General features: G+C 75.5%; 24 protein-coding genes. 12 read left to right on the top strand and 12 right to left on the bottom strand.

Annotated features, from left to right (window positions below):
- Positions 1-1,284 (top strand): sensor histidine kinase (locus tag ACZ6TV_RS40085; RefSeq protein ID WP_465304043.1); only part of this gene is annotated, 1,284 nt, incomplete at its 5' end.
- Between the two features lie 52 nt (positions 1,285-1,336).
- On the opposite strand, the gene ACZ6TV_RS40080 is transcribed toward ACZ6TV_RS40085, so the two are convergent.
- The 3 genes from ACZ6TV_RS40080 to ACZ6TV_RS40070 all read right to left on the bottom strand — a co-directional run bounded on the left by ACZ6TV_RS40080 (position 1,337) and on the right by ACZ6TV_RS40070 (position 5,634).
- Complete coding sequence (locus tag ACZ6TV_RS40080) at positions 1,337-1,942, bottom strand: DUF1062 domain-containing protein (protein WP_465304041.1); 606 nt, start codon at positions 1,940-1,942, stop codon at positions 1,337-1,339.
- Positions 1,943-2,242: 300 nt separating this feature from the next.
- Positions 2,243-4,261: a caspase, EACC1-associated type gene (locus ACZ6TV_RS40075; protein ID WP_465304039.1), complete on the bottom strand. Its 2,019-nt coding sequence runs from the start codon at positions 4,259-4,261 to the stop codon at positions 2,243-2,245.
- A gap of 158 nt (positions 4,262-4,419) precedes the next feature.
- A complete protein-coding gene (locus ACZ6TV_RS40070; protein WP_465304037.1) occupies positions 4,420-5,634 on the bottom strand; it encodes an MFS transporter in 1,215 nt (404 codons plus the stop codon).
- A gap of 41 nt (positions 5,635-5,675) precedes the next feature.
- On the opposite strand from ACZ6TV_RS40070, the gene ACZ6TV_RS40065 reads away from it, so the two are divergent.
- Positions 5,676-6,266 carry a sugar O-acetyltransferase gene (locus tag ACZ6TV_RS40065; RefSeq protein WP_465304035.1) on the top strand — a complete coding sequence of 197 codons (591 nt, stop codon included), beginning with the start codon at positions 5,676-5,678 and terminating at the stop codon, positions 6,264-6,266.
- On the top strand, positions 6,263-6,805 hold the full coding sequence (locus tag ACZ6TV_RS40060; protein ID WP_465304033.1) for a TetR/AcrR family transcriptional regulator: 543 nt from the start codon (positions 6,263-6,265) through the stop codon (positions 6,803-6,805). The genes ACZ6TV_RS40065 and ACZ6TV_RS40060 overlap by 4 nt, the downstream gene beginning before the upstream one ends.
- 28 nt (positions 6,806-6,833) lie before the next feature.
- Here the strand turns inward: ACZ6TV_RS40060 and ACZ6TV_RS40055 are convergent, their stop codons facing one another.
- A complete protein-coding gene (locus ACZ6TV_RS40055) occupies positions 6,834-8,753 on the bottom strand; it encodes a putative bifunctional diguanylate cyclase/phosphodiesterase (RefSeq protein ID WP_465304031.1) in 1,920 nt (639 codons plus the stop codon).
- A gap of 162 nt (positions 8,754-8,915) precedes the next feature.
- Complete coding sequence (locus tag ACZ6TV_RS40050; RefSeq protein WP_465304029.1) at positions 8,916-11,987, bottom strand: CHAT domain-containing protein; 3,072 nt, start codon at positions 11,985-11,987, stop codon at positions 8,916-8,918.
- Positions 11,988-12,182: 195 nt separating this feature from the next.
- On the opposite strand from ACZ6TV_RS40050, the gene ACZ6TV_RS40045 reads away from it, so the two are divergent.
- The 3 genes from ACZ6TV_RS40045 to ACZ6TV_RS40035 all read left to right on the top strand — a co-directional run bounded on the left by ACZ6TV_RS40045 (position 12,183) and on the right by ACZ6TV_RS40035 (position 14,930).
- Positions 12,183-13,082, top strand: a complete 900-nt coding sequence (locus ACZ6TV_RS40045) for a hypothetical protein (protein WP_465304027.1) — start codon at positions 12,183-12,185, stop codon at positions 13,080-13,082.
- Positions 13,083-13,093: 11 nt separating this feature from the next.
- Positions 13,094-13,570 carry a hypothetical protein gene (locus ACZ6TV_RS40040; RefSeq protein WP_465304025.1) on the top strand — a complete coding sequence of 159 codons (477 nt, stop codon included), beginning with the start codon at positions 13,094-13,096 and terminating at the stop codon, positions 13,568-13,570.
- Positions 13,571-13,658: 88 nt separating this feature from the next.
- Positions 13,659-14,930 carry a glycosyltransferase gene (locus ACZ6TV_RS40035; RefSeq protein WP_465304023.1) on the top strand — a complete coding sequence of 424 codons (1,272 nt, stop codon included), beginning with the start codon at positions 13,659-13,661 and terminating at the stop codon, positions 14,928-14,930.
- Between the two features lie 6 nt (positions 14,931-14,936).
- Here the strand turns inward: ACZ6TV_RS40035 and ACZ6TV_RS40030 are convergent, their stop codons facing one another.
- Complete coding sequence (locus tag ACZ6TV_RS40030) at positions 14,937-15,404, bottom strand: MarR family winged helix-turn-helix transcriptional regulator (protein ID WP_465304021.1); 468 nt, start codon at positions 15,402-15,404, stop codon at positions 14,937-14,939.
- A gap of 35 nt (positions 15,405-15,439) precedes the next feature.
- Between ACZ6TV_RS40030 and ACZ6TV_RS40025 the strand changes: the two genes are divergently transcribed.
- The 3 genes from ACZ6TV_RS40025 to ACZ6TV_RS40015 all read left to right on the top strand — a co-directional run bounded on the left by ACZ6TV_RS40025 (position 15,440) and on the right by ACZ6TV_RS40015 (position 18,123).
- The gene (locus ACZ6TV_RS40025; protein WP_465304019.1) at positions 15,440-16,708 is read left to right on the top strand and encodes a multidrug effflux MFS transporter; all 1,269 of its coding nucleotides are present in this window, start codon (positions 15,440-15,442) and stop codon (positions 16,706-16,708) included.
- Between the two features lie 57 nt (positions 16,709-16,765).
- Complete coding sequence (locus ACZ6TV_RS40020; protein WP_465304017.1) at positions 16,766-17,440, top strand: hypothetical protein; 675 nt, start codon at positions 16,766-16,768, stop codon at positions 17,438-17,440.
- Positions 17,441-17,547: 107 nt separating this feature from the next.
- The gene (locus ACZ6TV_RS40015) at positions 17,548-18,123 is read left to right on the top strand and encodes a hypothetical protein (protein WP_465304015.1); all 576 of its coding nucleotides are present in this window, start codon (positions 17,548-17,550) and stop codon (positions 18,121-18,123) included.
- Between the two features lie 29 nt (positions 18,124-18,152).
- Here ACZ6TV_RS40015 and ACZ6TV_RS40010 read toward each other — a convergent pair whose 3' ends face one another.
- The 6 genes from ACZ6TV_RS40010 to ACZ6TV_RS39985 all read right to left on the bottom strand — a co-directional run bounded on the left by ACZ6TV_RS40010 (position 18,153) and on the right by ACZ6TV_RS39985 (position 24,204).
- Positions 18,153-18,425: a hypothetical protein gene (locus tag ACZ6TV_RS40010; RefSeq protein ID WP_465304013.1), complete on the bottom strand. Its 273-nt coding sequence runs from the start codon at positions 18,423-18,425 to the stop codon at positions 18,153-18,155.
- Positions 18,422-19,507, bottom strand: coding sequence for a hypothetical protein (locus ACZ6TV_RS40005; protein ID WP_465304011.1), 1,086 nt, complete (start codon positions 19,505-19,507; stop codon positions 18,422-18,424). The genes ACZ6TV_RS40010 and ACZ6TV_RS40005 overlap by 4 nt, the downstream gene beginning before the upstream one ends.
- On the bottom strand, positions 19,501-20,064 hold the full coding sequence (locus ACZ6TV_RS40000; protein WP_465304009.1) for an SdpA family antimicrobial peptide system protein: 564 nt from the start codon (positions 20,062-20,064) through the stop codon (positions 19,501-19,503). Before ACZ6TV_RS40000 ends, ACZ6TV_RS40005 begins: the two co-directional genes overlap by 7 nt.
- Before the next feature lie 71 nt (positions 20,065-20,135).
- On the bottom strand, positions 20,136-20,735 hold the full coding sequence (locus ACZ6TV_RS39995; protein WP_465304007.1) for a hypothetical protein: 600 nt from the start codon (positions 20,733-20,735) through the stop codon (positions 20,136-20,138).
- Positions 20,736-20,745: 10 nt separating this feature from the next.
- Positions 20,746-21,369: a hypothetical protein gene (locus ACZ6TV_RS39990; protein WP_465304005.1), complete on the bottom strand. Its 624-nt coding sequence runs from the start codon at positions 21,367-21,369 to the stop codon at positions 20,746-20,748.
- A 174-nt stretch (positions 21,370-21,543) separates the two neighbouring features.
- Complete coding sequence (locus ACZ6TV_RS39985; protein ID WP_465304003.1) at positions 21,544-24,204, bottom strand: CHAT domain-containing protein; 2,661 nt, start codon at positions 24,202-24,204, stop codon at positions 21,544-21,546.
- Positions 24,205-24,253: 49 nt separating this feature from the next.
- Here ACZ6TV_RS39985 and ACZ6TV_RS39980 point away from each other — a divergent pair, with 49 nt between their 5' ends.
- From ACZ6TV_RS39980 to ACZ6TV_RS39970, 3 genes are all read left to right on the top strand, one after another.
- The gene (locus ACZ6TV_RS39980; RefSeq protein WP_465304001.1) at positions 24,254-25,498 is read left to right on the top strand and encodes a S8 family peptidase; all 1,245 of its coding nucleotides are present in this window, start codon (positions 24,254-24,256) and stop codon (positions 25,496-25,498) included.
- Entirely contained in the window at positions 25,495-26,079 is a 585-nt protein-coding gene (locus ACZ6TV_RS39975) for an RNA polymerase sigma factor (RefSeq protein ID WP_465303999.1), read from the top strand. Before ACZ6TV_RS39980 ends, ACZ6TV_RS39975 begins: the two co-directional genes overlap by 4 nt.
- 118 nt (positions 26,080-26,197) lie before the next feature.
- Positions 26,198-26,695, top strand: a complete 498-nt coding sequence (locus ACZ6TV_RS39970) for a hypothetical protein (RefSeq protein WP_465303997.1) — start codon at positions 26,198-26,200, stop codon at positions 26,693-26,695.
- Positions 26,696-26,708: the final 13 nt, after the last annotated feature.

The raw sequence follows: 26,708 nt of genomic DNA, 5'->3' as shown, positions 1-26,708 counted from the left end.
GACATCCTCGCGTTCCTCATCCTGACCGTCGCCGTCGCGCTCACCGGCGGGCTGTGGCCCGCGCTGCTCGCCGCCGTCGGCAGCTTCCTGCTGCTCAACTACTTCTTCACCCCACCCCTGCACCGCTTCACCGTCGCCAGACAGGAGAACCTGTTCGCGCTCCTGGCGTTCGTCACCGTCGCCGTCGCCGTGTCCACGGTCGTCGACCTCGCCGCACGCCGGACCAGGGAGGCGGCACGCGCCCGCACCGAGGCGCAGACGCTCGCCACCCTCGCCGGCAGCGTCCTGCACGGCGACCGGCCCCTGCCGGCCCTCCTCGAACGGGTCCGCGAGTCGTTCGGCCTCACCACCGTCACGCTCCTGCAAGGCGGCGACGACGGGTGGCGGGTCGCCGCGAACGCCGGTGATCAGCCGTGCGCGTCACCCACCGACGGGGAGAGCGAGGTCCCGATCGACGAGGAGCTGTCCCTGGTGCTGCGCGGCCCGACCCTGGCCGCCGCCGACCGCCGGCTCATCGAAGCGTTCGCCGCGCACGCCGCCATCGCACTACGCCAGCAACAACTCACCGAACAAGCCGCCGAAGCCGGCAACCTCGCCGAAATCGACAAAGTCCGCACCGCCCTGCTGTCCGCCGTCAGCCACGACCTGCGCACCCCACTCGCCTCCGCCAAAGCCGCCGTCGGCAGCCTCCGCAGCCACGACGTCGAATTCTCCACCGACGACCGCGACGAACTCCTCGCCACCGCCGAAGAATCCCTCGACCGGCTCAACCGCCTCGTCGACAACCTCCTCGACATGAGCCGCCTACAAGCCGGCGCCCTCGGCATGCACCCGCAGCAGCTCAACGTCGCCGACGCCGTCACCAACAGCATCGCCGACCTCGGCGACCCCGCCGACGGCGTGCGCGTCAACATCCCCGACTACCTGCCCGACGCGTACGCCGACCCGGCCCTGCTGGAACGCATCATCGTCAACCTCCTCGCCAACGCCCTGCGCCACAGCCCCACCGGACAACCACCCCTCATCACCGCCAGCACACACGCCGGCCACGTCCAAATCCGCGTCATCGACCACGGACCCGGCATCCCCACCACCGACCACGACCGCATCTTCCAACCCTTCCAACGCCTCGGCGACCACGACAACACCACCGGCGTCGGACTCGGCCTCGCCCTCTCCCGCGGCCTCGCCGAAGCCATGCACGGCCACCTCGAACCCGAACACACCCCCGGCGGCGGACTCACCATGACCCTCACGCTGCCCGCCGCCGAACCCGCCGGGTGATGCCGCCGCCCGCAGGCGGCCGTGCCGTACCCCGCTGATGTGATCATCGAGGTCACGCAAGGCGCTTCATCGTGAACGAGAAATCGCTGGACGACGTGCCGGTGAGGCGGTCCTCCGAGGTGAGGATGCCGGCGGCGAGGAGCCTCTGCACCTCGGATCGCGACACCTCCAGCCCGGCCGCCAGCAGGACCGTCCGCCTGATCGGGATGCGCCGGGCGAAGCGGACCGACACGTCGAGCACCCCGGCCTCCGGGTCGCCGGGCGGCGACTTCCGCAGCGTCCACGCGTCGTCCCAGACGAGCGCGACGTTGTTGCGGCGCAGCAGGACCGGGTCCTGCAGCAGGTCGGCCGCGAGGGTGGGGTCGTTGGCGTGGAACCGGTCCAGCGTCGACGGTTCGATGGCGCGGACGTTGGTCCGTTCGAGGACCGTGAGCTTGATGGTCTCGCCGCATCCGGCGCACAGCGCCAGGAGCCACACGTCGAGGAGCTTGTGGTTGGCGTTGACGCGGAACTTGCCGTACGTGCGGTAAAGCGCCGACGGACAGCGCAGGCAGCGGCGGCGGATGAGCGGAAGGGCGGTCGGGCACACGAGCCACTGCGCCGCGGGACGTCGTTCGTTGCTGTTGAGCACCGGTGAGAAACCGATCTGCTGCGACATCTTCGTGCGGGGGCGACGCCCCGCGGGGAGAGTCCGCGCACGACGGAGGGGCGAGTGGCGGGCCGTGTGTCACGACGGCGCGCCGCACTCGCTCGGTCAGTGCGGGATGTCGGGGTCCGAGAGCGCACGCCTGGGCGGGGCCACCCACGGAAAGGGGCCCCTCACGTGCCTGCTCGGCGCAGCGGATGTCTCAGCTGGTGTACAACGGTCCGTCCTCGTTCGGCGACCCGGACGTGGGCGACGCTAGCAGCGTGCCGCCGGGGGCTCCACCGGTTTATCGCCGGTACGCCGGCCGCCGGGCTACTCGGGCCGCCGCTGGTCCTTGCAGAACCGCACGACGTCGTCGACCTCGGCCGCGCTGACCCAGGGGCCCTGGACCCGGACCGGTTCCTGCGCGCCCGGCGGCAGGAAGAGGGCGTCGCCGCGGCCGATCAGCCGCTCGGCGCCGGGCCGGTCGAGGATGGCCTGCGAGTCGGCCGGCGACGAGGTCGCGAAGGCCAGCCGCGCCGGGACGTGCGCCTTGACGGGGTCGGTGAGGACGTCGGCGGCGGGGCGTTGGGTGGCGAGGACCAGGTGGACGCCGGCCGCCCCGCCCAGCCTGGCGATGAGCACCATGGCGTGCTCGACGTCGCCCGGCGCGGCCGTCATCAGGTCGGCGAGCTCGTCGACGACGACCAGCAGATACGGGTACGGCCGGATGACCCGCTCGCCGCCCGGCGGCGCGGTGATCTGCCCGGCCCGGACCTTTCGGTTGTAGTCGTCGACGTGCCCGACCCCGGCGGCGGCGAGGTCGTCGTGCCGCACGCTCAGCTCACGCACGACCCCGTCCAGCGCGCCGGCCGCCTGCTCCGGGTCGGTGACGATCGGCGTGACCAGGTGCGGGACGCCCTCGTAGGCGGTCAGCCCGGCCCGCTTCGGGTCGACCAGCAGCAGCCGCACCTCGTCGGGCGTGGCCCTGGTCAGCAGCGACACCAGCAGCGTGTGCAGCCAGGTCGACGTGCCCGCGCCGGACTCGCCGGCGATCAGGAGGTGCGCCAGGTCGGCCATCACGTAGCCGCCCTCGACGTCCGTGCCCAGCGCGACGAGGAGCGGGTGCCGGCCGCTGGAGGCGGCGCGCGACCGCAGCAGGTCACCGAGCGCGACCAGCTCCCGGTCGGGGCCCCGGTGCGGGACCTCGACGCCGAAGGTGCCCTCGCCGTGGGCCGGGCGGACGATCCGCACGTCCGGCACCTTGGCCGCGACGGCGATCGCCCGCGCCAGGCCCGCGATCCGCTCGGCCGCCACGCCGTGGCTGACCTCGACGTCGAAGCGGCTCACCGCCGGGCCGTGGGTGAAGCCGGTGACGAGCGCGTTGACGCCGAACTGGTGGAACACGCCCTCCAGCGCGGCGGCCACCTCGTTGTTGGCGCGGGTGCGGCTGCGCGGCGCTTCGCCGAACGCCAGCAGGTCCAGCGGCGGCAGCCGGTAGCCCGCACCGGCGTGCTTGGCCGGCGGGCGCCTGCCGGCCGGTGCCGGTGCCGGCGTCGGCGCCGACACCGGTGCCGGGCTGCCGGCGGCGGGCGCCTGACGGGCCCGCCGATAGGCGCGGTTCCGGGCGAGCGCGAGCTGCGCGACCGTGCGGAAGTTGCTCTGCTCGGGCGCCGGCAGGCTCCGCCTCCGCTGCACGGTGCTCAGCTGCTGGTAGATCGTGGTGAGGCTGAGCAGCTCAGGGCCGTCGGCGATGCCGTCCCGCAGCAGCTCGATCAGCGCGCCGCTGAACGCGGTGTAGCGCGCACCCGGGGGTGCCAGGGCCTGCCGGGTGCGCGCCGTCGCCGTCAGGACATAGGTGCCCTCGATGTCCACCAGGCCGCCGACCTGCGTGTCGGACATCGACGCGATCGCGCGGCCGCTGTAGCAGCAGTCCAGGATCACGACACGGTTCCTGGCGTGGACGTCGCCGTCGGCCACCATGAGGTTGCGCAGATCGTCGTACCGCAACGCGCTGAACGCCGGGTACTCCGGATCGGAGTCGGGCAGCGCGAGGAACAGCTCGCCGGTCGCGCGGCCCAGGATTCCGTGGCCGGCGTAGTAGACGATCAGCGTGTCGTCCGCGTCGCGGGCCAGCTCGCTCAGCGCCTTGGGGATCGTCATCGGGTTCGCCGGCTGGTCGATGATCCGGCACTTGGCGGCGCTGACACTGCCGTGGACGGGGTCGGTCAGCGCCGCCGCGAGACCCTGCAGGTTGTTGCGCACCGCGGGCAGGTCGGGGAGGGTCGGGGCGCTGTAGGCGCTGGTGCCGATCAGCAGCGCGGACGACCTGGCGCGATCGGGCAGCCGCACCGTCACCGCCCTCGGCCGGGAAACGCGGGCGTCACCGGCAACCTCCGCACGACGACCGCGGCGCCCCCGGACCACCGGCACCGTCAGCAGTCATAGGTTGCACGGTACCGCCCGGCGGCACGCCCGGGGTGGACCGCCGCTCGGGCGGCACCGCCGGGTCACTCGGCGGCCGGCACCTCGACGCGACCGGCCGGCTCCGCGCGCCCGTCGCCGTCGCCGTCCGCCGAGGACAGCACGCCGGCGGTGATCGCGACCGTCGCCACGAGCACCGCGACCAGGACGAACGAGATCCGCAGCGACGACAGGGACGCGACGCCGCCGATGACGCCCGGTGCGGCGAGGCCGGCGCCGTAGGCGATGGTGGCGACGCCCGCGATCGCGTTGCCGGTCTGTGCGCGGCCGGACTGCGAGCCGACCCGGCCCGCGGTCGCGAAGGCCAGCGGCACGACGACGGAGATGCCGACGCCGAGCAGCCCGAAGCCGACGATCGTGACGGGCGCGTTGACAGCCCACACGACCAGGGCGGCGCCGATCGTGCCGGCGACGGCGCCGGTGCGTACCGTCGACACGGCCCCAAAGCGACGGATGATCTGGTCGCCGAGCAGGCGGCAGATCGCCATCCCGGCGGCGAAGACGGTGTAGCCGAGGGCCGCGGTGGCGTGCCCGGAGTCGAGGACCCGCGTGAGGTAGATGGCCGCCCAGTCCAGGCCGGCGATCTCCGGGAACACCGCACAGAACGCGAGCAGGGCGACGGCCAGGACCGGGCCCCGGGGGAACGCGAACCGCGGCGGTGCCGGCTCGCCGTCGTCGACCTCGTCCGCCGCCGTGGCGGCCAGGCGGGGCCCGGCGGCCTGGCTGATCAGCAGCAGCACCGCGGCCATCGCGGCGAAGTGCGGGAGCACGCCGAGGTCCGCCTTCACGACCAGCGCGCCGGCGCCGGCGGCCGCGAAGCCGCCGATGCTCCACAGGCCGTGCAGGCTGGACATGATGGGCCGGCCGATGTGCGCCTCGGTCGCGACGCCCTGCGCGTTCATGGCGACGTCGGCGGTGCCGGCGGCCGCGCCGAACACCAGCAGCGCCGCGCAGAGCACGGGAAGGTTCGGCGCGACGGCCGTGAGGATCGGTGCGAGGCACCAGACCGCGATCAGCAGCCGGGTGGCCGTCCTCGTGCCGATGCGGTGGATCAGCCGCCCGGTCATCGGCATCAGGATCAGTGAGGCGACGGCGGGCATGAACAGCGCGACGCCGAGCTCGCCCGGCGACAGGTCCAGGCGCTCGGCGATGGCCGGGACCCGGGTCGCGAACGTGCCGGCGACCGCACCGTGGATGGCGAAGATCGTGCCGATCGCCGCGTGGTCCGTCCTGGAGGACATGTTCAGCCTTCCGTCGAAGCTCAATGTGTACGATCGTACGCATGTCCCGGGACTGGTTCGAAGGCGACGACCGGACGAATCGCGAGCGGATGCTCGCCGGCGACCTGTATGTCGGCGGCGACGACCCGGAGAGCGACCGCCTCGCCCAGCGCGCGGTCCAGCTCGCCGACGCCTACCACCGGGCGGCGGTGCAGGACCTGGCCGCGGCCCGGCCCCTGCTGGAGGCGCTCGTCGGTACTCTCGGCGACGGCGCGTTCGTCAAGCCGCCGCTGTTCGTCGACTTCGGCGACAACATCCACATCGGCGCCCGCACCGTCGTCGACGTCAACCTCACCGCGCTGGACGTCGCCAGGATCACCATCGGCGAGGACTGCGTGATCGGGCCCGGCGTGCAGCTGCTCACGCCCACCCGCCCGATCGACCCGGAGGCCCGGCGGGCCCACCTCGAGTCCGCCCGGCCGATCAGGATCGGCGACAACGTGTGGCTCGGCGGCGGCGTCATCGTCTGCCCGGGCGTCACCATCGGCGACAACAGCGTCGTCGGCGCCGGATCCGTCGTCACCCGCGACATCCCGGCGGACGTCGTCGCCATGGGCAGCCCCGCCCGCGTCGTGCGGTCCGTGCGCGATTGACCGCCGCCCGGCGCTCCGACCCCGACCGGCGTGACCGCATCATCGACGCGTGTCTCGACGTCATAGCGCGGGACGGTGTCGCCGGCACGTCCCACCGCCGGGTCGCCGCCGCCGCCGACGTGCCGCTCGGGTCCATGACGTATCACTTCAGCGGCATGGACGAGCTGCTCACCGAGGCCTTCTCCCGCTTCGCCGACCGCGCCGCCACGCAGTTCGAGCACCGCATGGGCCAGGCGGTCACCCGCGAGGACGCGCTGGCGGCGGTCGCGTCGCTCATCAACCACGACCCGGCCGAACGCGACGCCCGCGACCTGATCATCACGCATGAGCTGTACACGCTCGCCGCCCGCCGGCCGGGGTACCGCGCCATCACCGAGCGGTGGATGGCGCGCAGCCGGCATGCGCTGCGCCGGCACTTCGACCCGACGACCGCGCGGATCCTCGACGCCCTGATCGAAGGGCTCACGCTGCACCGGGCGCTCGACACCCGCCGCGGCGACGACGCCGTCGCGCTGGAAGCGGTCCGCCGCATCTCCTGACCCCGCGGCGGGCGTACGGCCGGAACGGTCAGGCGGGGACGGTGACCGGGCGCTGCTCGTGCATCCACCGGCCGAGGTCGGCGGCGGGCATCGGGCGGGCGTAGTGGTAGCCCTGCGCGATGTCGCAGCCGAGCGCCCGCAGGGCGGCGACGTGCGCACTGCCCTCGACACCCTCGGCGACGACCGTCATGCCCAGGTTGTGGCCGAGCTCGATGGCGCCGCGGACGAGGGCGGCGTCGTCGTGGTCGGCGTCCATGTGCAGGACGAACGTGCGGTCGACCTTCAGCTCGTCGACGGGCAGGCGCTTCAGGTACGCCATGGACGAGTAGCCGGTGCCGTAGTCGTCGATCGACAGCCGGACGCCGAGCTCGTGCAGTTCGGTGAGGGTGGCGGTGGCCATCGCCGGGTTCGCCATGACGGCCGACTCGGTCACCTCCAGCCGCAGCAGCGTCGCCGGCACGTCGAACTCGTGCAGCAGCGCCACGACATGCCCGACCAGGCCGGCGTCGAGCAGGCACCGCGGTGACAGGTTGACGGCGACCGGGACCGTCAGGCCGTCGTCCAGCCACGTGCGGACCTGCCCGAGGGCGGCGCGCAGCACGTACAGGGTGAGCCGGCTGATCAGGCCGGTGGTCTCGGCGACCGGGATGAACTCCGCCGGCGGGATCGCGCCGCGGGTCGGGTGCTGCCACCGCACGAGCGCCTCGACGCCGGACACCCGGCCGTCGCTGAGCCGGACCTTCGGCTGGTAGTGCAGCGTGAGCTGGTCGGTGCTGTCCAGGGCGCGGCGCAGGTCACCGAGCAGGAGCAGGCGGCTGCCGTCCTCGACCTGCATGGCCACGTCGTAGACGGCGATCCCGGTCTTCGTGTCCTTGGCGTTGTACATGGCGATGTCCGCGCAGCGCAGTGCGGCCTCGACGGTGCTCGCGTGCTCGGGTGCCGCCGCGACACCGATGCTCGCCTCGATGTCGACGGTCACGTCGTCGAGGAGGAAGCTGCGGTGCAGGTCGTTCTGGAGCCGGGCGGCGAGGCGCGCGGCGTCCGGCGCCGCCGCGTGCGGCAGCAGGATCGCGAACTCGTCACCGGACAGGCGGGCGACCAGGTCCCCGGAGCGCACCGCGGCGCTGGTGCGGGCCGCGACCTGCCGCAGCAGCTCGTCGCCGTAGTGGTGGCCCAGGGTGTCGTTGACCTCCTTGAACCGGTCCAGGTCCAGCATCAGCACCGACGCGCTGCCGCCACGCTCCCGGGCGTCCTGCAGCGCGGTCCCGGCGCGGCGGGCGAACAGCACCCGGTTCGGCAGGCCGGTCAGCGGGTCGTGCGACGCCTGGTGCTCGCTGGACGCGGCCTGCCGCACCAGCCGCCGCTGGTAGCCGATGCTGAGCACCAGCAGCACCGTCATCAGGACCAGCCCCACCGCGAACCCGGCGACCGTCGCGATGAACGCGAGCGTCTCGACCCGCTCCAGGTCCCGCAGCGCCCGGGCGGCCTGCTCGTTGCGCTCGACGGTCGCCGTCTGCACGATCCGGTTGATCCGCTCGAACAGCGACTGCGCCCGGCCGGCGTCGACCGCGTCGACGGCCCGCTCGTCGCCGGCCCGGCCGTCGACCGCGTCGAAGACGTCCGTGACCGCCTGGAGGTACTGCCCGTGCAGCGCCCCGATCTCAGCGGCCAGGTGCCGGTCGGCGGCGGTGCCGAGCCGCTCCACGTCGCCCAGCGCCTCCTGCAGCGACGCGCTCGCGGCCGCGTGCGAGTCCCGCACCACCGACCCGGGTTCGACCCGGTAGAGCCGCTCGCTGCGCTCCTCGGTGACCACGGCGTCGTGGATCCGGTCGTACGCCGCGGCGAGCATGCACACCTTGCTGACGGCCGCCGCCGAGCTTCGCGTGTGCGCCACGCCGCTCACGCTCAGACCGGTCAGCGCGAGCATGACCACCGTCAGGCCGGTCACGGCGAACCACCGCCGGAGCTGTGAACGCTGCACTGTGGCCGCCTTTCCGTGCCTGCTGGTGGGGTCCGACACCACCGCATCGGAGGACGGCACCCCGGCTTGAGGCGACCGCCCGCACCGCAACCGGCGGGCAACCAGCCGCACCGGGTCCGCACCCGCGCGTCACGGTCCCAGGTGCACGAACGGTGCCCACGCCGCCGGTCGGTGCGGCTGCCGGTCGCGCAGCGCCCGCACGGCGTGGTGCAACGCCAGGGCCCCGTCGTCCGGCCGCAGCCGCCCGTCCCGTACCAGCGGCGGATAGACGGCCGCAGCGACCTCGGCGGCGGCGGAGTCCTCGACCGGCCACAGCGCGCCGACGACGTGCCGCCAGCCGCCGTGGTGCATCGCCGAGGCGACGCTGATGACCTCGTCGGCGGTGCGCAGGCCACCGGTCGCGGTCTGGCACGCGCCGAGGAACACCCACTCGCCCGCGCCGCTGCCGGCCCGCAGCTCGTCGACGGTGAGGACGCCGTCGGCCAGGACCAGGCCGCCCCGGGAAGGGTCGTCGAGGTCCTGGGTGCCGTGCCCGCACAGGTGCGCCCACGGGTGCCGGGCGAGGGCGGCGCCGACCCGGTCCCGGCTCGCGGCGGCGTCCGTCAGCAGCGTGCAGCGGGCCGCGCCGAACAGGCCGAGGATCTGGTCCTGCTCGCGCCGGACCGCCGGCAGCGGCGCCTGGCCCGGCGTCGCCGGCTGGGTCACCACCAGCATCGGCCCCGGGGCGGGTGGGTCGGCGGCGGGCCGGACCCGGCGCAGGGCGTGCAGCGTCGGGGTGTAGGAGGACACGACCCGGTCCAGTGCCGGGCCCGCGGCGTGCAGCGGCAGGAGCGTGAGCGGACCGGTCGGGCACCACCACAGCCGGGGCCAGTCCCCGTCCGGCGGGCCGGTCAGCCCGAGGGCGTCCAGGACCGGGCCGGTGACCTCGCGCCACAGCCATTGCAGCGTCCCGGCCGCGGTCGGGACGCCGCCGGCGACGGGCACGGCCGGGGCGTCGAGGTCGCGGGACCCGGCCAGTTCGACGCCGAGCCGCGCCGCCGCGTGCGTCACGGCGTCGGCCAGCGTCAGCCCGGGCAGGGCAAGGGCGGTGACGCCGCCGTCGCGGACCAGCAGGGCGTCGCACCGCCACTGGCTGACGTTGACGATCACCACCGTCCCGGCGCTCCCCGCACCGGCGGCCAGCAGGTCGGCCACCGGCAGCGGCCGCTGGAACAGGTCCGGCCGCGGCAGGTCGGCCGTCGGCGGCAGCGCCCGGACGCGCGCGAGCAGCCGGTCGTGCGTGGCGGCGAGCTCCCGGCGCCGTTCGGCCGGGGTGTCTGCGAGGTCCAGCGCGGCCCGGACCGCCGCCAGCTCCTCGGCGAGGTCCGGCGCGGCGGCGGCGAGGCCGGACAGGTCGGCCCGGCCGTCCAGCCGCTGCGCCCACAGGACCGCACGGCCCTGCTCCAGCAGCGTGACGGCCCGTCGGGGGTCGCCGGCGTCAATGGCGGCCGCGGCGGCGTCACCGGCGAGGCCGCCGACGGTGCCGAGGAGGTGCTGCCGGTCGCCCTCGGGCAGGCCGTGCCAGGCGAGCCGGCTCAGCGCGGCGACGGCGGTGGAGTACCCGTCGAGCGCGGCGGCCGGCCGGTCGGCGGCGGCGAGGGCGCCCCAGCGGCGGGCCGCCAGGATCTGGACCGGCGCCGGCACGGTCGCGTCCGTCGCCACGCGCCGGAACGCGTCGACGGCGGCGGTGCGGTCGGCCGGGTCGCCGCGCACCTCGAACCTGGCCCGCAACGCGTTGCCCAGGACCACCAGCAGGTGCGGCCGCGGCTCCGGCGCGGCCGCGAGCGCGGTCCGGGCCGCCGTGACGGCCTCGTCGGCCTGCGGGCCGCCGCCGTCGAGCCGGCCGGCGGCGGTGAGAGCCATCGCGAGCTGTGCCTGGTGGTCGGCGTACCGGGCGTGGCTTGGCGGGACGAGTCCGGTGGCCTGCCGGTGCAGCCGCACCGACTCCGCGGCGTCCGTGTCCCGCGGCGCCTCCTCGTGCCGGACGTGCAGCGCGTGCGCCAGGTTCATCAGCAGCCCGGCCCGGTCCGCCCCGCCGGGTTCGGCGAGCGCCTCGCGGTGCGCGTCGACCGCGGCGTCGAGGTCCGCACGGTCACGGGCGTGGTGGTAGCGGGCGGTGTACGCGGCGCCGAGGTTGGTGAGGTAGCCGCCGCGGTCCGGGTCGCCGGGCGGGACGGCGCCGGCGGCGGCCTCGTGGGCGAGCACGGCCTCGGTGAGGTCGTCGCCGGCCCGGTCCCGGGCGAACCGGTCGCGGAGCGCGATACCGAGGTTGTTGGCGACGCCGGCGCCGTGCCCGGGTTCCCCGGCCGCGGCGGCGGCCTGCCGCAGGACGTCGACGGCGTCGTCGAGGTCGGCCCGTCCCCCGCCGCTGCGGTGCCGTGTCACCAGCGCGTTGCCGAGGGTGCTGAGCGTGACGGACCGTTCCGCGTCGTCGGCGCGAGCCGTCGCCACGGCACGGCGGGCGGCGTCGACGGCCCGGTCGATGTCGGCCCGGGCGCCGGCGATCTCGAACCGTCTGCCGTACGCCGCGCTCAGCGTCTCCAGGACCCCCGCCCGGACCCCGGCGTCGGCGCCGGGCCGGACGAGCCGCCCCGCCACCTCGGCCAGGTCCACCGCGGCGTCCGTGTCACCGGCACCGGCATCGCGCCGCAGGTGCGCGGAGCTCAGCCGCGCGAACAGCAGCGCCAGCAGGTCACGGTCGGCGCCGGCGGGCTCGGCGGCCCGTGCCGCGGCGACGGCCCGGTCCAGCGCGTCCGGCCCTTCCTCGCCCTGCTGGTACGCCATCAGCAGCGCCTCGGCCCGCCCGCCCAGCGTGTGCCCGTGGCCCGGGTCACCGGGCCGGGCGGCGGCTTCGGCGGCTGCCTCCGCCCAGTTCGGCGGCAGCCGGCCGGCGTCGCTCGCCGGCAGTTCGGCGAACCAGCGCGCCGCGGCGGCCAGGTCGGCGGCGTCCTGTCCCGCCGGCAGCGCCTGGAACCGGCACCAGTGCAGCCAGCCCAGCACGTACGCGGCGACCTGCGACCGCGGCCCCGCCGCCCTGGCCAGCCGGTCCGCCTCGGCGAGGGCCTCCGGGTCGAGCACCGGCCGCGCGTCGCCGCCGGCGGTGAACGCCCTGACCCGGCGACTGATCCTGCCGGCCAGCCAGGTGGTGCGGACCAGGTTCACCACTGTTTCTGACGGACAGGTCGCGCGCCGGCCGCCGGATCGGACCATCGGGTCGAATCTTCACCGTTCGATTCTTTTGCCCGCCACGTCCTGGTTTATCCTGCCGTCCCGGCCTCGCCACAGGCCTCCGCGGTCAGCCGCGTGCAACCGAGACTTCCGGGGGGCGGAATGAGCGACGGCCGTACAGGTCGGCAGGTGTGGAGGCGGCGTCTCGTGTGGCTGGCCGTGGTCGTCGCCGTGCTCGCGGCAGGCTACGCGGGCACCGGCAGAGTGTTCCCGCCGGTGCCGCTGGCCGACACCCCGCCCTGGATCGTCTTCGCGTCCCCGCGCGGCGGCGACGCGCCCGCCACGCAGCGGATCGGCGACCTGGTGCCGGCGGAGACGAGAACGCCGCGTCCCGACACCGGCGACGGCCGGATCACGCTGTACGCCGACCTGACCGCGCCCGATCCACTGGCCGGTGCGACGCTCGCCGCCGTCCACTGGCCGGCCGGGGACGCCACCTCGTTGCCCGGCTCCGACAGCGGCCGGACGGTCTGGGTCAGTGGCCACCGCGCCACCGTCGGCCGGGTCGGCCGCGACGTGTGGATCAGCTGGCCCACCTGGTCCGGGCCGCCGGACGGCGCCCGCATGGCCGTCGTCGGCCGCGGCCTCGGCGAGGCCCAGGCGGTCGCGGCCGCCAGGCACCTCGTCGGCGGCGACCGGCCTCGCATCAACCGGGCGGGCCTGCCCGGCGGCCTGCGGCCGGTCGGCACGGTCAGGGCCAACGCCGAGAGTCTGGGCTGGGCGCGGGCACGGGGATATCTGTTTCCGACCTCGACCGGGGCGTCGCAGTCGTGGACCGGCGGACCTGCGCGCCTCGACGTGACCGTGCTCCGCGGCGACCGCGCCGCGGAGCTCTTCGTCCGCTGGTCATCAGGTGGGGAGCCGGCGCGGGTCGCCGGGCACCCGGCGAGCGTCTCGGACAGCGACGGCGGCACCGGGCCGAAGGCACGGGTCTGGACCGAGGACGGGCGGATCGTCGCGGTGCACAGCGACGGCGTGAGCACCGCCCAGCTGGACCAGGCCGTCGCGCGGCTGCGGGCATCCCGTTGACGAGGGGTGCGGTGCCACGCGTCCTGGTCGCGCCGGCGGTCGTCGCGGTGGTCGTCGCAGTGCTGGTGTGGCTGCGCCCGGGCGAGGGCGCCGACCCGCGGGCATATCCGGGGAGCCGGCACACCACGCTGTCGAAGGAGCTCACCCGGTATGCGGTGAAGCTGCCGGACTGCGCGCGGGCGGACGCCCGGTACTACCGGTACTCGCAATGGGAGGCGGACTCGTTCTTCCTCCGCACGACGGGCGGACCCGACTGCGTCGCCGCGTTCCTGGCGGACAACGACGTCGCGGTGTCCGGCGCCTTCGAGCAGGACGGCATCCCGTTCGCCCGGGAGCTGGCGCAGGGGTTCGGCTGGCCCACCGACCCGCACCGGCGGTACCGCGCCTACGTCCACACCGTCGAGCGGGAGCGGCAGGTGCGTCTCGACATTCTCGTCGATGCCGGCGTCTGGCCGAACGTCGTGTTCCTGCAGGGACAGATCATCTGACGGCCCCGGAGGACCGCGGAGGACCGCGCCGGGGCGAGGGGTACCGTCGACGCGCGGGGACCCGGCGTGCGGCTGAGGAGTGGTGCCGGTGGCGAGGATTCTGGTGGCCAGCCTGCCGTTCGCGGGGCACGTCGGGCCGACCGCGGCCGTCGCCGCGGAGCTGGTCCGGCGCGGGCACGACGTGACGGGGTACACCGGCGCCAAGTACCGGGGCAGGTTCGAGTCGGCCGGGGCGCGGTGGCTGCCGTGGCAGGCCGCGAAGGACTACGACGACGCGCGGCTCGCCGACACGTTCCCGCGGGTCGGTGACGGCAAGGGCATCCGCGCCAACCTGGCCAACTTCACCGACATCCTGCTCGGCACCGCGCCCGGGCAGCTGGCGGACATCGCCGCCGCGGGACCGTTCGACCTGATCGTGACGGACCAGCTGGCGTTCGGCGGCGGGCTCGCCGGGGAGCGGCTCGGCGTGCCGTGGGCGACCGTCACGGTGATCCCGCTGACGTTGCCGGGACGGGACCTGCCGCCGCTGGGCCTGCCGGTGCGCCCCGCGACCGGCCGCCTGACCCGGTGGCGGAACACGGCGCTGTGGCAGCCGATCAAGCTGGCGGGCCGGCTCACGGTCGACCCGCAGGTGGCCAGGATGCGGGCCGCGGCCGGGCTCGGGCCCGCCGCCGTGCCCGGTCCCGACGGCCTCTACTCGCCGCATCTCGTGCTGGCGCAGGGTGTCCCGGGGCTCGACTATCCGCGCGGCGACCTGCCCGCCCACGTGCACTACGTCGGGCGGCTCGCCGCGCCGGCCGGTCCCCCGGGCGACCTGCCGGCGTGGTGGCCGGAGCTGGCCGCGGCGCGGGCGGCGGGACGGCCGGTCGTGCACGTGACGCAGGGGACGCTCGACGTCGACCCGACCGACCTGCTCCGCCCCACCCTCGAGGCTCTCGCCGGCTCCCCCGCCCTCGTCGTGTGCACCACCGGCGGGCCGCCCGCCGACGTCCTGGGCACCCTGCCGGCCAACGCCCGCGCCGCGGCGTTCCTGCCGCACGACCACCTGCTGCCGCTCGTCGACGTCGTGGTCTCCAACGCCGGGTGGGGCGGCACCCTCGCGGCGGTCGCCGCCGGTGTGCCGATGGTCGTGGCCGGCGCGACCCTCGACAAGCCCGAGGTCGCCCGGCGGGTCGCCTGGTCCGGCGCGGGCGTCGACCTCCGCACCGGTACACCTCGGGCCGCCAGAATCAGGTCGGCGGTGACCCAGGTCCTCGGCGACCCCGGGATGCGCGCCCGCGCCGCCGAGCTCGGGGCGAAGCTGGCCGCCGCGGGCGGCGTCGCCCGGGCCGCGGACCTGGTGGAGGCGCTGCGTCGCTGAGACGGCTCATACAAGCAGGTCGTCGTCACCACTGGAGGTCACCGACTCCGTGGTGAAGTGCTGTTCGATGCGGCTGAGCAGGGCGGTGCAGCGGCGGACGTCGTCGAGGTCGGCGCCGACGGCCTCGGCGAGCTCGCGGGCCCACGCGGCGCGCAGCGTCCGGAGGTTGGCGGCGGCGCGTTCGGTCGGGTGGACGGCGACGCCGCGGCCGGCGGTGGTGCGGCGGGAGATCATGCCCTTGTCCTCGAGGCCGCGCAGGGCGGTGCTGACGTTGGTGCGCTGCAGCCGCGTGCGGCGGGCGATCTGGCTCGGCGCGGCGCCCGGGAAGAGGTCCACGACCCGCATCACGTGCCGCTCCGTGTCGGTCATCGGCACCACCCCGGGACCGTCGGGGGTCCTGGCGCGCACCAGCCGGCCGACGTTGAGGATCAGGTGCGCCAGGTCGGCCAGGTCGGTGTCGGTGTCGTGGGCCACAACACCATCGTAGTGGATTATGGCACCATAGTTATGTGGCGATAACAGAGGTCCGGCCGGCGCTGCGCCGGGGGCGGCGGGCACGGCTGGCGGTGCTGCTCGGCTCCCTCGCCGCGTTCGGCCCGCTCACCATCGACATGTACCTCCCCGCGATGCCCGGCATGGCCCGTGACCTGCACACCAGCGCGCCGATGGTGCAGCTGACCCTGACCGTCTTCGTGATCGGCCTGGCCCTCGGGCAGGTCGTCGCCGGACCGCTGTCCGACGCGTGGGGCCGCCGCCGGCCGCTGCTCGCCGGGATGGCGCTCTACGTCGCCGGCTCGCTGTGGTGCGCGCTCGCCCCCGACGCGGGCTGGCTGGTCGCCGGCCGGGCCGTGCAGTCGCTCGGCGCCGCGACCGGCGTCGTGCTGTCCCGCGCGATCGTCCGCGACCTGTTCGAGGGCACCGCGATGACCCGGTTCTTCTCCACCCTCATGCTGGTCAACGGGGCGGCCCCGATCCTCGCCCCGGTCATCGGCGGGCAGCTGCTGACGGTCGCGAACTGGCGGGCCGTGTTCCTGGTGCTGGCCGGGTTCGGCACCGTCCTGGCCGTCGCCGTCGTCCTCGCCCTGCCGGAGTCGCTGCCCGCCGACCGGCGCCGCGCAGGCTTCCGCGACACGTCCCGCGCGTTCCGGACCCTCGTCACCGACCGGCGCTACCTGCGCTACGTCCTGGCCGCGGCGCTGATGTTCGCGGCGGTGTTCGCCTACATCTCCGGCTCCTCGTTCGTGCTGCAGGACGTGTATGGCCTCAGCGCCCAGCGGTACAGCCTCGTCTTCGCCGCGAACGGGCTCGGCATCGTGCTGTTCGGCCAGCTCAACGGCCTCGTCGTCGGCCGGGTCGCGGGCGAGCACACCCTGCTGCGCACCGCCCTGGCCGTCGCGGTCTGCGGTGCCGCCGGTGTACTGGTCTGCGCCACCGCCCGGCTGCCGCTGCCGGCGCTGCTGATCTGCCTGTTCGTCGTGGTCTCGATGCTGGGCGTCGTCCTGGCCAACGCCACGTCCCTCGCCCTGGCCGGGCACGCCCGTTCGGCGGGCGCCGCGTCGTCGCTGCAGGGCCTGCTGCAGTTCCTCGTCGCCGGGCTCGCCGCGTCCGCCATGGGCCTCGCCGGCCAGTCCACCGCGGTGCCGATGGCGACCACGATGCTCGCGTGCGCCGCCGCCGCGCTGGCCGTCCTGCTGCTGCTCCGCCCGCCCGTTGCTGTCGTGCCCGCCGGTGGCGGACCCGCTGCTGTTGCGGCCGCGCGCCGCGCCGGAGAGGCTTGAGCGGTGACCCGCACACGGCGGCGACTATCATGATCGAAACTTCGACGACGGTGAGAGGTGACCATGCGGTGGTTCCGGCGCAAGTCGGCCGGCAGGCCGCTCACGGTCGACCCCGCCCGCCAGGACGCACTGGTCGCCGACATCCGGCGCAACTTCGGCGGGCACGTCCAGGGCAGGTTCCGGCAGCAGGCCGCCGCGCTGGCGGGCCTGCTCACCGGCGATGACGGGGTCGCGGTCGCGGTCCGCATCGTGCACGACACCGCCGAGCGGGCCTTCGGCGAGGTCCAGGGCCACGGCGCCGACCGCCGCGACTACCGCGCCCTGTTCCGGCGGACCGGCCTGCGGTACCACCTCACCGAGCAGACGGTGGGCTGGCACCCGTACGTGCACCTCCCGGCCGCGCTCACCGCGATCGACGCCGACGTCAGACGGGCGATGGTCCTGACCGACCCGAACTGGCTGCTGATCCACACCCTGGAGCTGCTGGACCTCACCGTGTCCGGCTGGGAGTTCGGCCGCGTCCCGGTCGACGTCGACGCCGCCGACCTCGTCACCCGGCTCATCGCCGCCGCGACCCGCATGCGCCTCACCGAGGACGAACCCCCGGCCCTGCCGCCCGGCATCCGCGAGGTGATGCGCAGCAACCGGGCCTTCGACGTCCACGACGTGTCCGGCGCGGTGATCGGCGTCATCAACGTCGGCGCCGAGACCCGCCGCTCGTTCCTGATCTAAGGCGTGTTTGGTCAGTGGGGTCGGAGCGAGGCGAGGTCCAGGCGTCGGCTGGGGCCGCCGCAGCCCGGCATCCACTGACCAAACACGCCTTGGGCATGCTCCGGACGGTGTCCTCCCAGATGCGGGACGTCAGCACCGCGAAGGGCGTGATCCTGTGCGGGCACGGGGTCGACGCCGTCGCCGAGGCGCTGGCGGAGCTCGATCCGCGGTACGGCGGCCCCGTGCCGGTGCTCCGGTGCGCGACCCCGGCGGAGGCCGGCGAGGCGCGGGCGGCGGCACCCGGGGTCGCCTGGCTGGTGGTCCGCCTGTACCTGCCCGGAGACGATCCCGGGTCCGGCCGCGACCCCGCGCTGTGGCTGAACATGGCCAAGGTCGGCGCCGGGGCGGCCGCGCGGGCGGTCGACATGCCGGACCTCGTGACCTGGTACGAGGTCGTCAACCCGCTGCGGGTGACCACAGTGGACGGCGCGCCGGTCGCGGGCGACTACGGCAACCTCCGCTTCGTCGAGCCGGAGGGGCACCGGATCGTGGCGCACGCGGTCAGGACCGGCGACGCCGCACCGCCGTGCCTGCCGGGCGACGCGGCCATGGTCCTGCGGTCGGACCACCTGTGGGCACTGACGTCGCCGGACTTCACCGTCGTGTGCGGGACCTGCGCCGCCCGGCACGGCGGGACCGCCTGACCTCACCGGGCCCCGCCGGGACCCCGCGGTCAGGCCGGCCGGACGCCGTGCCGCAGTGCGAGCTCGATGAGGCCGTCGACCAGCGACTTCGCCGCGCCGTTGGGCTCGAACGGCACCGGGCCGTTGGACGTGCGCGGCGAACCCCACGGGACGACGTCCGTGTGGATCAGCTCCAGCACACCGTCGCGGCGGGGCAGCCGGTCGTAGCCGCCGATGTTCACCCGATGGATGGCGCCGCCGGCGGTCAGCAGCTGCCCCGCGACGGTGAAGCTGTGCGGATGGTGCGCGACGTCGTGCGTCATGCGCCGGTTCTGTCATGGGCGGTGTCGACGGCCGCCGGGCCGCCGGTCCCCGGCCGGGCCGATGCGCCGCGGACCGCCGCCCACCGCCGCGGCAGGGCGAACGGCTGGTCGAACGGGCGCAGGTACAGGATCAGCGCGCCGAACATGGCGAGGGAGAAGCTCCACAGGCCCATGAGCGCGGCGATGCCGCCGTGCAGGGCGAGACCGCCGAGCAGCAGCGCCGGCCAGTGGCGCCGCGGCAGGACCAGCGCGACGGCGAGCGCGAACTCCAGCGCGAGCGACCCCCAGGTCAGCGCCGCGACCACCGGGCCGAGGGCGAGCAGGTGCAGGGTGGGCTCGCGCAGCCAGCCGGCGGTGCCGAAGTTCGGGTTGTTCAGCCAGTAGTACAGGGCGGTGCCGTCGCGCCACTCGGGCACGGCGAGTTTGCCGAGGCTCGCGTGCAGGTAGATCCCGGCCACCTGGACACGGATCAGCCAGCCGGCCGCGACGCCGGTCAACCTGCCGGCCTCGCCAGCCGGGCCGACCGTGCCGGCCTCACCGAACGAGCCGACCGAGCCGACCGAGCCGACCGAGCCGAACGAGCCGACCGGGCCGACCGGGCCGAACGAGCCGAACGAGCCGACCGGGCCGGCGGCGGACGAGCCGGGCGCGCTCCAGTGCCAGCGGCGGCGGTCGGTGAGGGCCAGCGGGAGCAGCAGCAGGGTCAGGTTCGCGGCGACCTGGTCGCCGCCGTCCGGGATGCTCGCCGACGCCTGCAGGCTGAACGCGACCCACCAGTGCGGGACCGCCGTCCAGCGGGGCCGCCACCCGGACGCGACCACCAGCAGGACCGCCACCGCCAGCCACCGGGCCACCGGCAGTCCCGCCTCGGGCATGACGCAGAAGAGACTGATCGCGCGGGTGCCGCCGCAGTACGGCGCCGGCAGCAGCCCCCGGACGGGCGCGAAGAGCACCTCGGGCGGGCTGAACACGAGGGTCAGCAGGGTGCCGGCGGCGATGAGGGTACGGGCCAGGCCGTAGACGTCGGTCCAGGGCGGCACGGCGGCGGCGCGCCGGGCGGCCAGCCCGAGCCGGGTCAGCACGACACCTCCAGCCGGGCGACGGTGCTCGGCATGACGACCTGGTCGCCGGAGCGGCTCCAGGCCCACGGCACCGGCTCCCGCTGGACCAGGCCGACGTCGCCGCAGAGGGTGGTGCGGCGGGCCCGGTTGACGGCCGGCGACGGGGTCAGCCGCTCCAGGCACGGCCCGGGCTCGGCCTGGCAGCCGGTCCAGCCGTCCCCGGGCACCTCGCCGGTGAGCAGGCCGAGCTCGACGCCCTGCGCCCGGGAGGCCCTGGCCAGGCCGAAGAGGTTGCGCGGCTCGGCGTGCGGCGACAGCAGGGCGTCGCGCCACCGGCCGTCGCCGCCGCGGGTGTAGACGAGCAGGTCCGCGCCGCGCGGGTCGCGGGTGAAGAACGCCCAGCCCTGCGGCAGGGCCACCCGGACAGGTTCCTCGACGGCGGCCTCGTACGGCAGGTCGACGGCGTTGTCGGGCAGCTGGGTGTGCACCACGTAGGTGCCCGCGAGCACGCCGGCGGCGATCAGGGCCAGCGCGAACGCACCCAGCCGGGCGGGCGGGGCGGCAGTGGGTCGGTGCATCACGTCTCCTTCGGTCGACCGGCACGGTGGCGGGCACCGTGCCGGTCGGGGTTTCGAGGCAACCGGCCGGCTCAGGCGCCGGTCAGGGTGGTGGCGACCTGCTGGGCCCACTGTTCGAGGCGCAGCCGCAGGTCCGGGTGCACGCCGTGGCCGGTCCCGGAGCCGCCGCCGAGGTCCAGGACGAGCGAGATCGTGTCGACGACGACGTTGGCGTTGGCATCGACGAACTGGTAGACCGCCGTGGCGGTGACCGTGCCGTCGCCGGTGGACCGGTCGACGGCCGCGTCCGGGTGCAGCACCAGCAGCGCGGCGACGAGCGTGTTGCCCGCGTCGACCGCCGAGCGCTGGATCCGCGCCCGGTCCCGGCTGTACATCGCCGCGGCGAACCGGCCGAGGAACCCCGGCTCCGCGAACTCCGCCTGGGTGAGCAGCCGGGACACGAGGGCGGCGTTGCGTTCGGGCTGGGCGATGTCGCCGAGCACGAGCTTCGGGTGCTGCTTCGCCACCGGGCCGAGGTCGAAGAACATGCCCCGCAGCAGCGCGTCGCCGTCGTAGCGGGGCACGGCGGCGGCACCCGCCCGGCCGGTCGTGGCGACCGCGGTCAGCCCGAGCAGCACCACCACGGCGAGCAGGGCGGCGAGCAGCGGGCGGGAGCGTGGGATGGCACGCATGGCTCCTCCGTCAGTTTCCGGGCAGGGTGGTGGCGACCAGGTCGGTCCACCGTTCGAGGCGCAGCTGGTTGTCCTTCGGCGCGCTCGGGTCCTTGAACCAGAACGCGACGAACTCGACGACGACGACCGCCTGGGCGGCCGCGGCGGCCTGGGCGGCGACGGCGATGACGTTGAGGATCCAGAGCAGGGTCGCGGTGCCCTGGGTGCCACCGGCCGCGGTCAGGTCGTCCTCGAGGTCGGGGTACAGCACCAGCAGCGCGGCGAACAGGATGTCGCCGGTGTCCAGGACCGTCCGCTGGATGCGGATCCGGTCGCGGCTGTACATGGCGGCCGCGAACCGCTCCCGGAATCCGGGTGCCGCCTGCTCGGCCGCCGTGAACAACCGCGGGATGATCGCGGCGTTGCGTGCGGGGTCGGCGATGGCGCCCAGCACGAGTTTCGGGTATTGCTGCGCGGCCGGGCCCAGTCCGAAGAACACACCGCGGATCAGGGTGTCGCCGTCGTACCGGACGGTGGCGGCTCCCGCCGCCCGCTGCGGTGTCGTAACCGCCGTCAGCCCGACCAGCATCGCCACGGCGAGCAGGGCGACGACGATCGGCCGGCGGACCAGCCGGTCGGGTATTGCATCACGCATGGTGCCTCCAATTTCGCCGGGGATTTCCGGGCGCAATCACCATGCGTCTGCCAATTGTTCTCCGTCAATCATTTCAAATTCGCGGGAATTGTGAACAACGCCATGCGTGAATGGCGTATCACGGCACGCCGCAAACGATCGCCGGACGGCGTTTTTGATACAGGAATTCTTTTGTCAGCCGGCGCCCAGGCAGGCGAACGCGGCGGCGGTGGCGACGTCGCGGGGGTCGCCGCCGGACCGCAGCGCCGCCTGGGCCGCGCCGAGCGCCGGCGCCGCCGCCTCACCGGCCCGCAGCAGCCGGTGCAGGTGCACCATCAGCGCCGCGGTCCGGTCCGCCGGGACGGGCAGCATCGCCGCGATGAGCGTCCTGGTGCCCTGGGCGAGCAGGACCGCGGCGAAGCCCATGAGCTCGTCACCGAGCCGCGCGTCGGCCAGGCCGGTCTCGCAGGCGGACGCGACGACGCAGCCCGGCGCCCGGGGCAGCCGCTGCAGCTCGTAGGCGAACAGCGGGCCGTCGGCGAGGGCCAGGGAGGAGAACAGCGGATTGTCGGCCCGGAACGCGCCGTGCGCGGCGACGTGCGCGATTCCGGCGCCGGTGAACGCCGCGGTGACCGCGGCGACGGTGGCCCGCGGGCCGGTGAGCACGGTCGCGCCGGGCCACACCGCGGTCAGCGCCGCGACCTCCGTCGCCGCCTCCGGCAGGCGGGGCCCGGCGACGAGCACCGCCGGGCCGGTGGGTGCGGGCTGCCGCGCGGCCCGGCACCACGCCGCGGCGGACGGCGCGACGGTGACCGGCCGGTCGGCGCCGGTGCGCAGCGCAGACCAGGGCACGGTGTGCAGCGCGCCGCCGGGGACGACGACGAGCGGCCGGTCGCCGAGCCGGTCCCGGACCGGGTCGAAGAGCTGCCCGTCGAGGCGCGCCACCGCGTCCGCCAGGCCGGTCCGGGCGCCGGCCGACTCGCCGAGGGTGATCAGCCGGCGCAGCGCGAACCGGGACCGCCGGACCTGCGCCAGCACCGCCGGGAGCGGGCCGAGGTCGTGCAGGGTGGCGCGCCCGTCGCGGACCACCACGGCGGCCAGCGCGCCCCGGTGCGACACCAGCTCCACCAGCACCGCCCGGCCGAGCTGGTCGGCGACGGCCCGCACGGTGACGGCGGGCGCCGCGCCGGCGTCGCCGCCTGCGGTGCGCAGGTCCAGCTCGCGGACCCGGGCCTCCAGCGCCGACTGGCGGCGCAGCAGTCCTTCGGCGCGGCGACCGGCCAGCAGCGCGTCCTCGGCGTCCCGGGCCGTCTCACGCAGCTCGGCCAGCACGGCGTTGCGGCCCGGGTCCTGCGGCGGCAGCGGCGGGCGTGACCACAGGGTGGTCGCCCGCCACCGTTCGGCCCAGGCCAGGACCGGGCCCGGCCGCCGCCCGGCCAGGGCGATGTCGAGCCCTTCGGCGGCCAGCTCGTGGCCGTGCACGGTGCTGCCGGCCCGCACCTGCGTGGCGCCGAGCACGGCCCGGTGCTCGTCGAGGACGGCGAGCCCGCGGCGCAGCGCGGCGGCCGCGGCCGGGTCGTCGCCGTCGATGCGGTGCAGCAGGGCCATGGCGAGCCAGCCGCGGACCCGCTGCCCGGCCACCCCGCCGCGGCGGTACGCGGCGGCCCGTGCCAGCAGGCGTCGGGCCCGGGCCGGGTCGTCGAGGGCGAGCGCCACCCGCGCCGCCTCCACCCACGCCGTCGCCGCCGGCAGCAGCCACCCGGCGGCCTCGAGCCGACCGGCGTTGCGGGTCAGCGCCGTCAGCAGCGCGGCTGTCCGGATGCCCCGCATGTACTGGGCGCGCAACTCGACGGTGCGGGCGAACGCCGACCATGCCCGGCGGCCCTGCCGCTGGAACCGCGCCCTGGCCGCGGACGCCGCCGTCGCGGCGCCGTCCGGGTCGCCGAGCAGCAACGCCGCGCGGGCACTCGCGAGCAGCGCCTCGGCCAGGTCCGACACGAGGCCGTGCGCGCGCAGCTCCCGCACGGCCAGGGCCGCGGTGTCGGCCGCCTCCCGGACCAGCGGGACCGCGGCGAGCAGCTCGAACCGGTCGAGGATCAGCGCCGGGCGGGGCACCGACAGTCGGTGGTACTCGCGTTCGGCGTCGGCGAAGACGGCCAGCGCCCCGGGCACGTCGCCGTGCTGGGCGGCCAGGTGACCCGCGTTCCACCGGCAGTCGGCGGCGGCCAGGTCGAGGCCGAGCCCGGCGAAGATGGACGCGGCCCGGTCCAGGTCGGCCGCGGCGCCGCCGGCCCGGTCCCGGGCTCCGGCGGGCAGGATCGCCCGGTTGTTGCGGGCCCGCGCCTCCAGCAGGGCGTCGCCCTCCCGGAGCGCGACGTCGATGGCGGCGCTGTAGTCCTCGGCCGCCTCCACGTACCGGCCGCGGAAGTACTGCACGACGCCGCGCTGCATCAGCGCCTGGCCCGCCTCGGAGCCGGTGAGCCGGGTCAGCGACGCGGTCACGGCGGTGTGCGCGGCCGTGGTCCGCCCGGCGGCGGCCAGGACGTAGCCGAGGCTCATCTGCGCCATGGCGAGGGTCCGGCCGGAGCCGCTGCGCCGCCCGGCGGCGACGGCGCGGCGCAGGTGCCGCTGCGCCCCGGCCAGGTCGTTGAGCTCCTTGCGGGCCAGCCCGATGGCGCGTTCGGCGACGGAGCGATGGCCCGGGTCGCGGTCCCGCGCGGCGAGGACCCGCTCGGCGAGGGCGATCGCCGCCCGCGGGTCCCGTTGCCGGAGCGCCAGCGCCTGCTCCGCGAGCTCGGTCAGCGTCGCGGAGTCGGACGGGTCGACATTGATACGGTCGGATTGACGATGGCGCATGACAGCTGTCGATCCTAGCTTGGCGTCAGGATCGAGGCCTGGAGGACGCATGACGGTTCAGCAGCCCATCGCCCGCCGCACCCTGCTGGCGGCGGCCGCGGCGACCGCCGTGGGCGCGTTCGCCGGTGCGGGCCGGGCCGCCGCCGACCCGTTGTGGTATCAGCAGGCGTTCGCCGCCCTCGTCGCCGCCGACCCCGCCATCCGTGCCGCGGGCGGGTCCACGTTCTGGTACCGGCCCCGGCAGCTGCTGGTCGCGCCGCCGGACCTGGCGCGGGTCGAGGCGCGGCTGATCGCGCTCGGCCACTCCGTCGTCCCGGGAGCCGGGTTCGGCGGGGTCAGCCGGCTGTGGTTCGCCGCCGACGTGGACATCGAGGCGATCGTCGAGGACCTCCGCGACCCCGCCAACTGGCCCTCGCAGCCGCCGCCGAAGGTACAGCCGCATCACGTCGCGTTCGGCTATCCCAACGTCATGGGCAATCCCGCCGACGCCCCCGCCGCGGCACCGGCGATGCGGCCGCCGGCCGGTCAGGCCGGAACCGGCGTCCTGGTCGGCGTCTGCGACACGGGTATGTGGGCGCTCGCCGCGCGGACGCACCCCGGCTGGTTCGGCGGCTGGGACCGCCCCTCGCCCGCCTGCGTCGACCCGCTCTACACGGAGGGCCGGCAGCTGGCGCTGCAGGGCGGGCACGGCACGTTCGTCACCGGGGTGCTGCGCGGCATCGCGCCGTCGGCCCGCTTCCAGGCGGCGGTGGCGCTGTCCCCGGACGGCATCGGCGACGAGGAGTCCGTGTGCCTGGCGCTGCAGTCGCTGCACCCGTCCGTGGCCTTCGTCAACCTCTCCCTCGGCTGCTACACCCAGCGCGACGTGCCGTCGATGCCGCTGGGCCACGCGGTCGCCGCGCTGCCGCCGGACACGGTCGTGGTCGCCGCCGCGGGCAACGCCGGCTCGACCCGCCCGACCTGGCCGGCGGCGCTCGGCGGGGTCACCGCCGTCGCCGCGCTCGCTCCGGACGGGCGGCCCGCGGACTTCAGCAACCGCGGACCATGGGTCGACGTGTGCGCCCCGGGCGACGCGGCCGGGCCGTTCGTCACCGGTTTTCTCCAGCCGCCGGAGGGCGGCGCGATCATCTTCGACGGCTTCGCGAGCTGGCAGGGCACGTCGTTCGCGGCGCCGTACGTCATCGGCCGGCTGGCCGGCCTGGTCAGCGGTTCCGGGCTGACCCCGAAGGCCGCCGACGCCGTCCTGCGCGGCGGCGAGGCACCGTTCGACGGATACGGGGCCGTGGTCCGGTGATCGCGCCGGAGCAGGCCCGGACCGGCCTCGACGCGGTGGTGGCGGCGGCCGCGGCCGGTGACGCCCTCGCCTGGGAGGAGCTGGTCCACCGGATGATGCCGGTGGTCGTCGCCGCCATCGGCGAGTCCGGGCTCACCGGCGCGGACGCGGCCGAGGTCAACCAGACCGTGTGGCTGCGGGTCGTGGAGTGGCTGGAGCGCCTGCACCGGCCGGCCGCCCTGCCCGCCTGGATCGCGACCACCACCAGCCGGGAGTGCCAGCGGGTGATCCGGACCAGCCGGCGGCAGCGGCCCGCCGGGCTGTTCGACGATCTCCCGTCCACCGACGAGCCCGAGACGGCGGCGGTGCGGCAGGAGCAGTACGCGGCGCTGCGGGACGGGTTCGGGCAGCTGCCGGACCGGTGCCGCCGGCTGCTCGGCATGCTGCTGGGCGAGCCGCCGATGAGTTACCGCGACGTCGTCGCGGAGACCGGGATGTCGATCGGCAGCGTCGGGCCGACCCAGCGGCGGTGCCTGGACAAGCTGCGGGCCACCCCGGCCCTGGCCGCCTACCTCGGCACCGGCGACCGGCGGCCGTCATGACCGGCCCGGAGCGCAGCGGAGGTGACGGCATGACCGGGCCGGAGCGCAGCGGAGTGACCGGGCATCAGCATCGCAGCATCGGGTCAGGCCGGCGCCGCAGCGCAGCGGAGGTGACGGCATGACCGGGCGGCGATGGGAGCATGACCGGCGGCTGCTGAGCGATCTGCACGCCGCGCTGGCCGGGCCGTCCGCCGGCGACTTCCTGTCCCCGGCGCTGGACGCGTTCCGGATCGGTCGCGCCGGTGGCCCGGCGGCCGTCGCCGGTCTGGTGTTCGACTCCGCCTGCGACCTGCCCCCGGCCGGCGCGGTCCGTTCGGGGCCGGCGGCGCTGTCCGCACAGCCGGCGCGGCTGCTGACGTTCCGGGACGACCGGTACACCGTCGACGTCGAGATCCACGAGGACGGGATGCTCGGCCAGGTGCACCTCGACCTGCCGGACCCCCTCGAGGGCCGGCCGGTGACCGGGCAGACCCCGGACAGCGCCTTCGGCACCGCCCGCCTCGACGCGGTCGGCGGGTTCGAGCTGCCCTTGCCGGCGCCGGGCCCGGTCCGGCTGCGGCTGGACCTCCCGGACCGCGTGGTGGTCACGAGCTGGCTGGTGCTGAGGTACCCATGACCAAGGCCCGTCG

Source organism: Dactylosporangium sp. NPDC051087, assembly GCF_055586325.1.
This window is presented reverse-complemented; position numbering and strand designations above follow the sequence as displayed.

What these genes read in the sequence shown, in the direction of transcription:
- ACZ6TV_RS39995 (WP_465304007.1), bottom strand. Translation starts at nt 20,735, where the DNA reads ATGCGTGCCATCCCACGCTCCCGCCCGCTGCTCGCCGCCCTGCTCGCC.
- ACZ6TV_RS40065 (WP_465304035.1), top strand. Translation starts at nt 5,676, where the DNA reads ATGTCCCGGGACTGGTTCGAAGGCGACGACCGGACGAATCGCGAGCGG.
- ACZ6TV_RS39980 (WP_465304001.1), top strand. Translation starts at nt 24,254, where the DNA reads ATGACGGTTCAGCAGCCCATCGCCCGCCGCACCCTGCTGGCGGCGGCC.
- ACZ6TV_RS39985 (WP_465304003.1), bottom strand. Translation starts at nt 24,204, where the DNA reads ATGCGCCATCGTCAATCCGACCGTATCAATGTCGACCCGTCCGACTCC.
- ACZ6TV_RS40000 (WP_465304009.1), bottom strand. Translation starts at nt 20,064, where the DNA reads ATGCACCGACCCACTGCCGCCCCGCCCGCCCGGCTGGGTGCGTTCGCG.
- ACZ6TV_RS40080 (WP_465304041.1), bottom strand. Translation starts at nt 1,942, where the DNA reads ATGTCGCAGCAGATCGGTTTCTCACCGGTGCTCAACAGCAACGAACGA.
- ACZ6TV_RS40010 (WP_465304013.1), bottom strand. Translation starts at nt 18,425, where the DNA reads ATGACGCACGACGTCGCGCACCATCCGCACAGCTTCACCGTCGCGGGG.
- ACZ6TV_RS39990 (WP_465304005.1), bottom strand. Translation starts at nt 21,369, where the DNA reads ATGCGTGATGCAATACCCGACCGGCTGGTCCGCCGGCCGATCGTCGTC.
- ACZ6TV_RS39970 (WP_465303997.1), top strand. Translation starts at nt 26,198, where the DNA reads ATGACCGGGCGGCGATGGGAGCATGACCGGCGGCTGCTGAGCGATCTG.
- ACZ6TV_RS40070 (WP_465304037.1), bottom strand. Translation starts at nt 5,634, where the DNA reads ATGTCCTCCAGGACGGACCACGCGGCGATCGGCACGATCTTCGCCATC.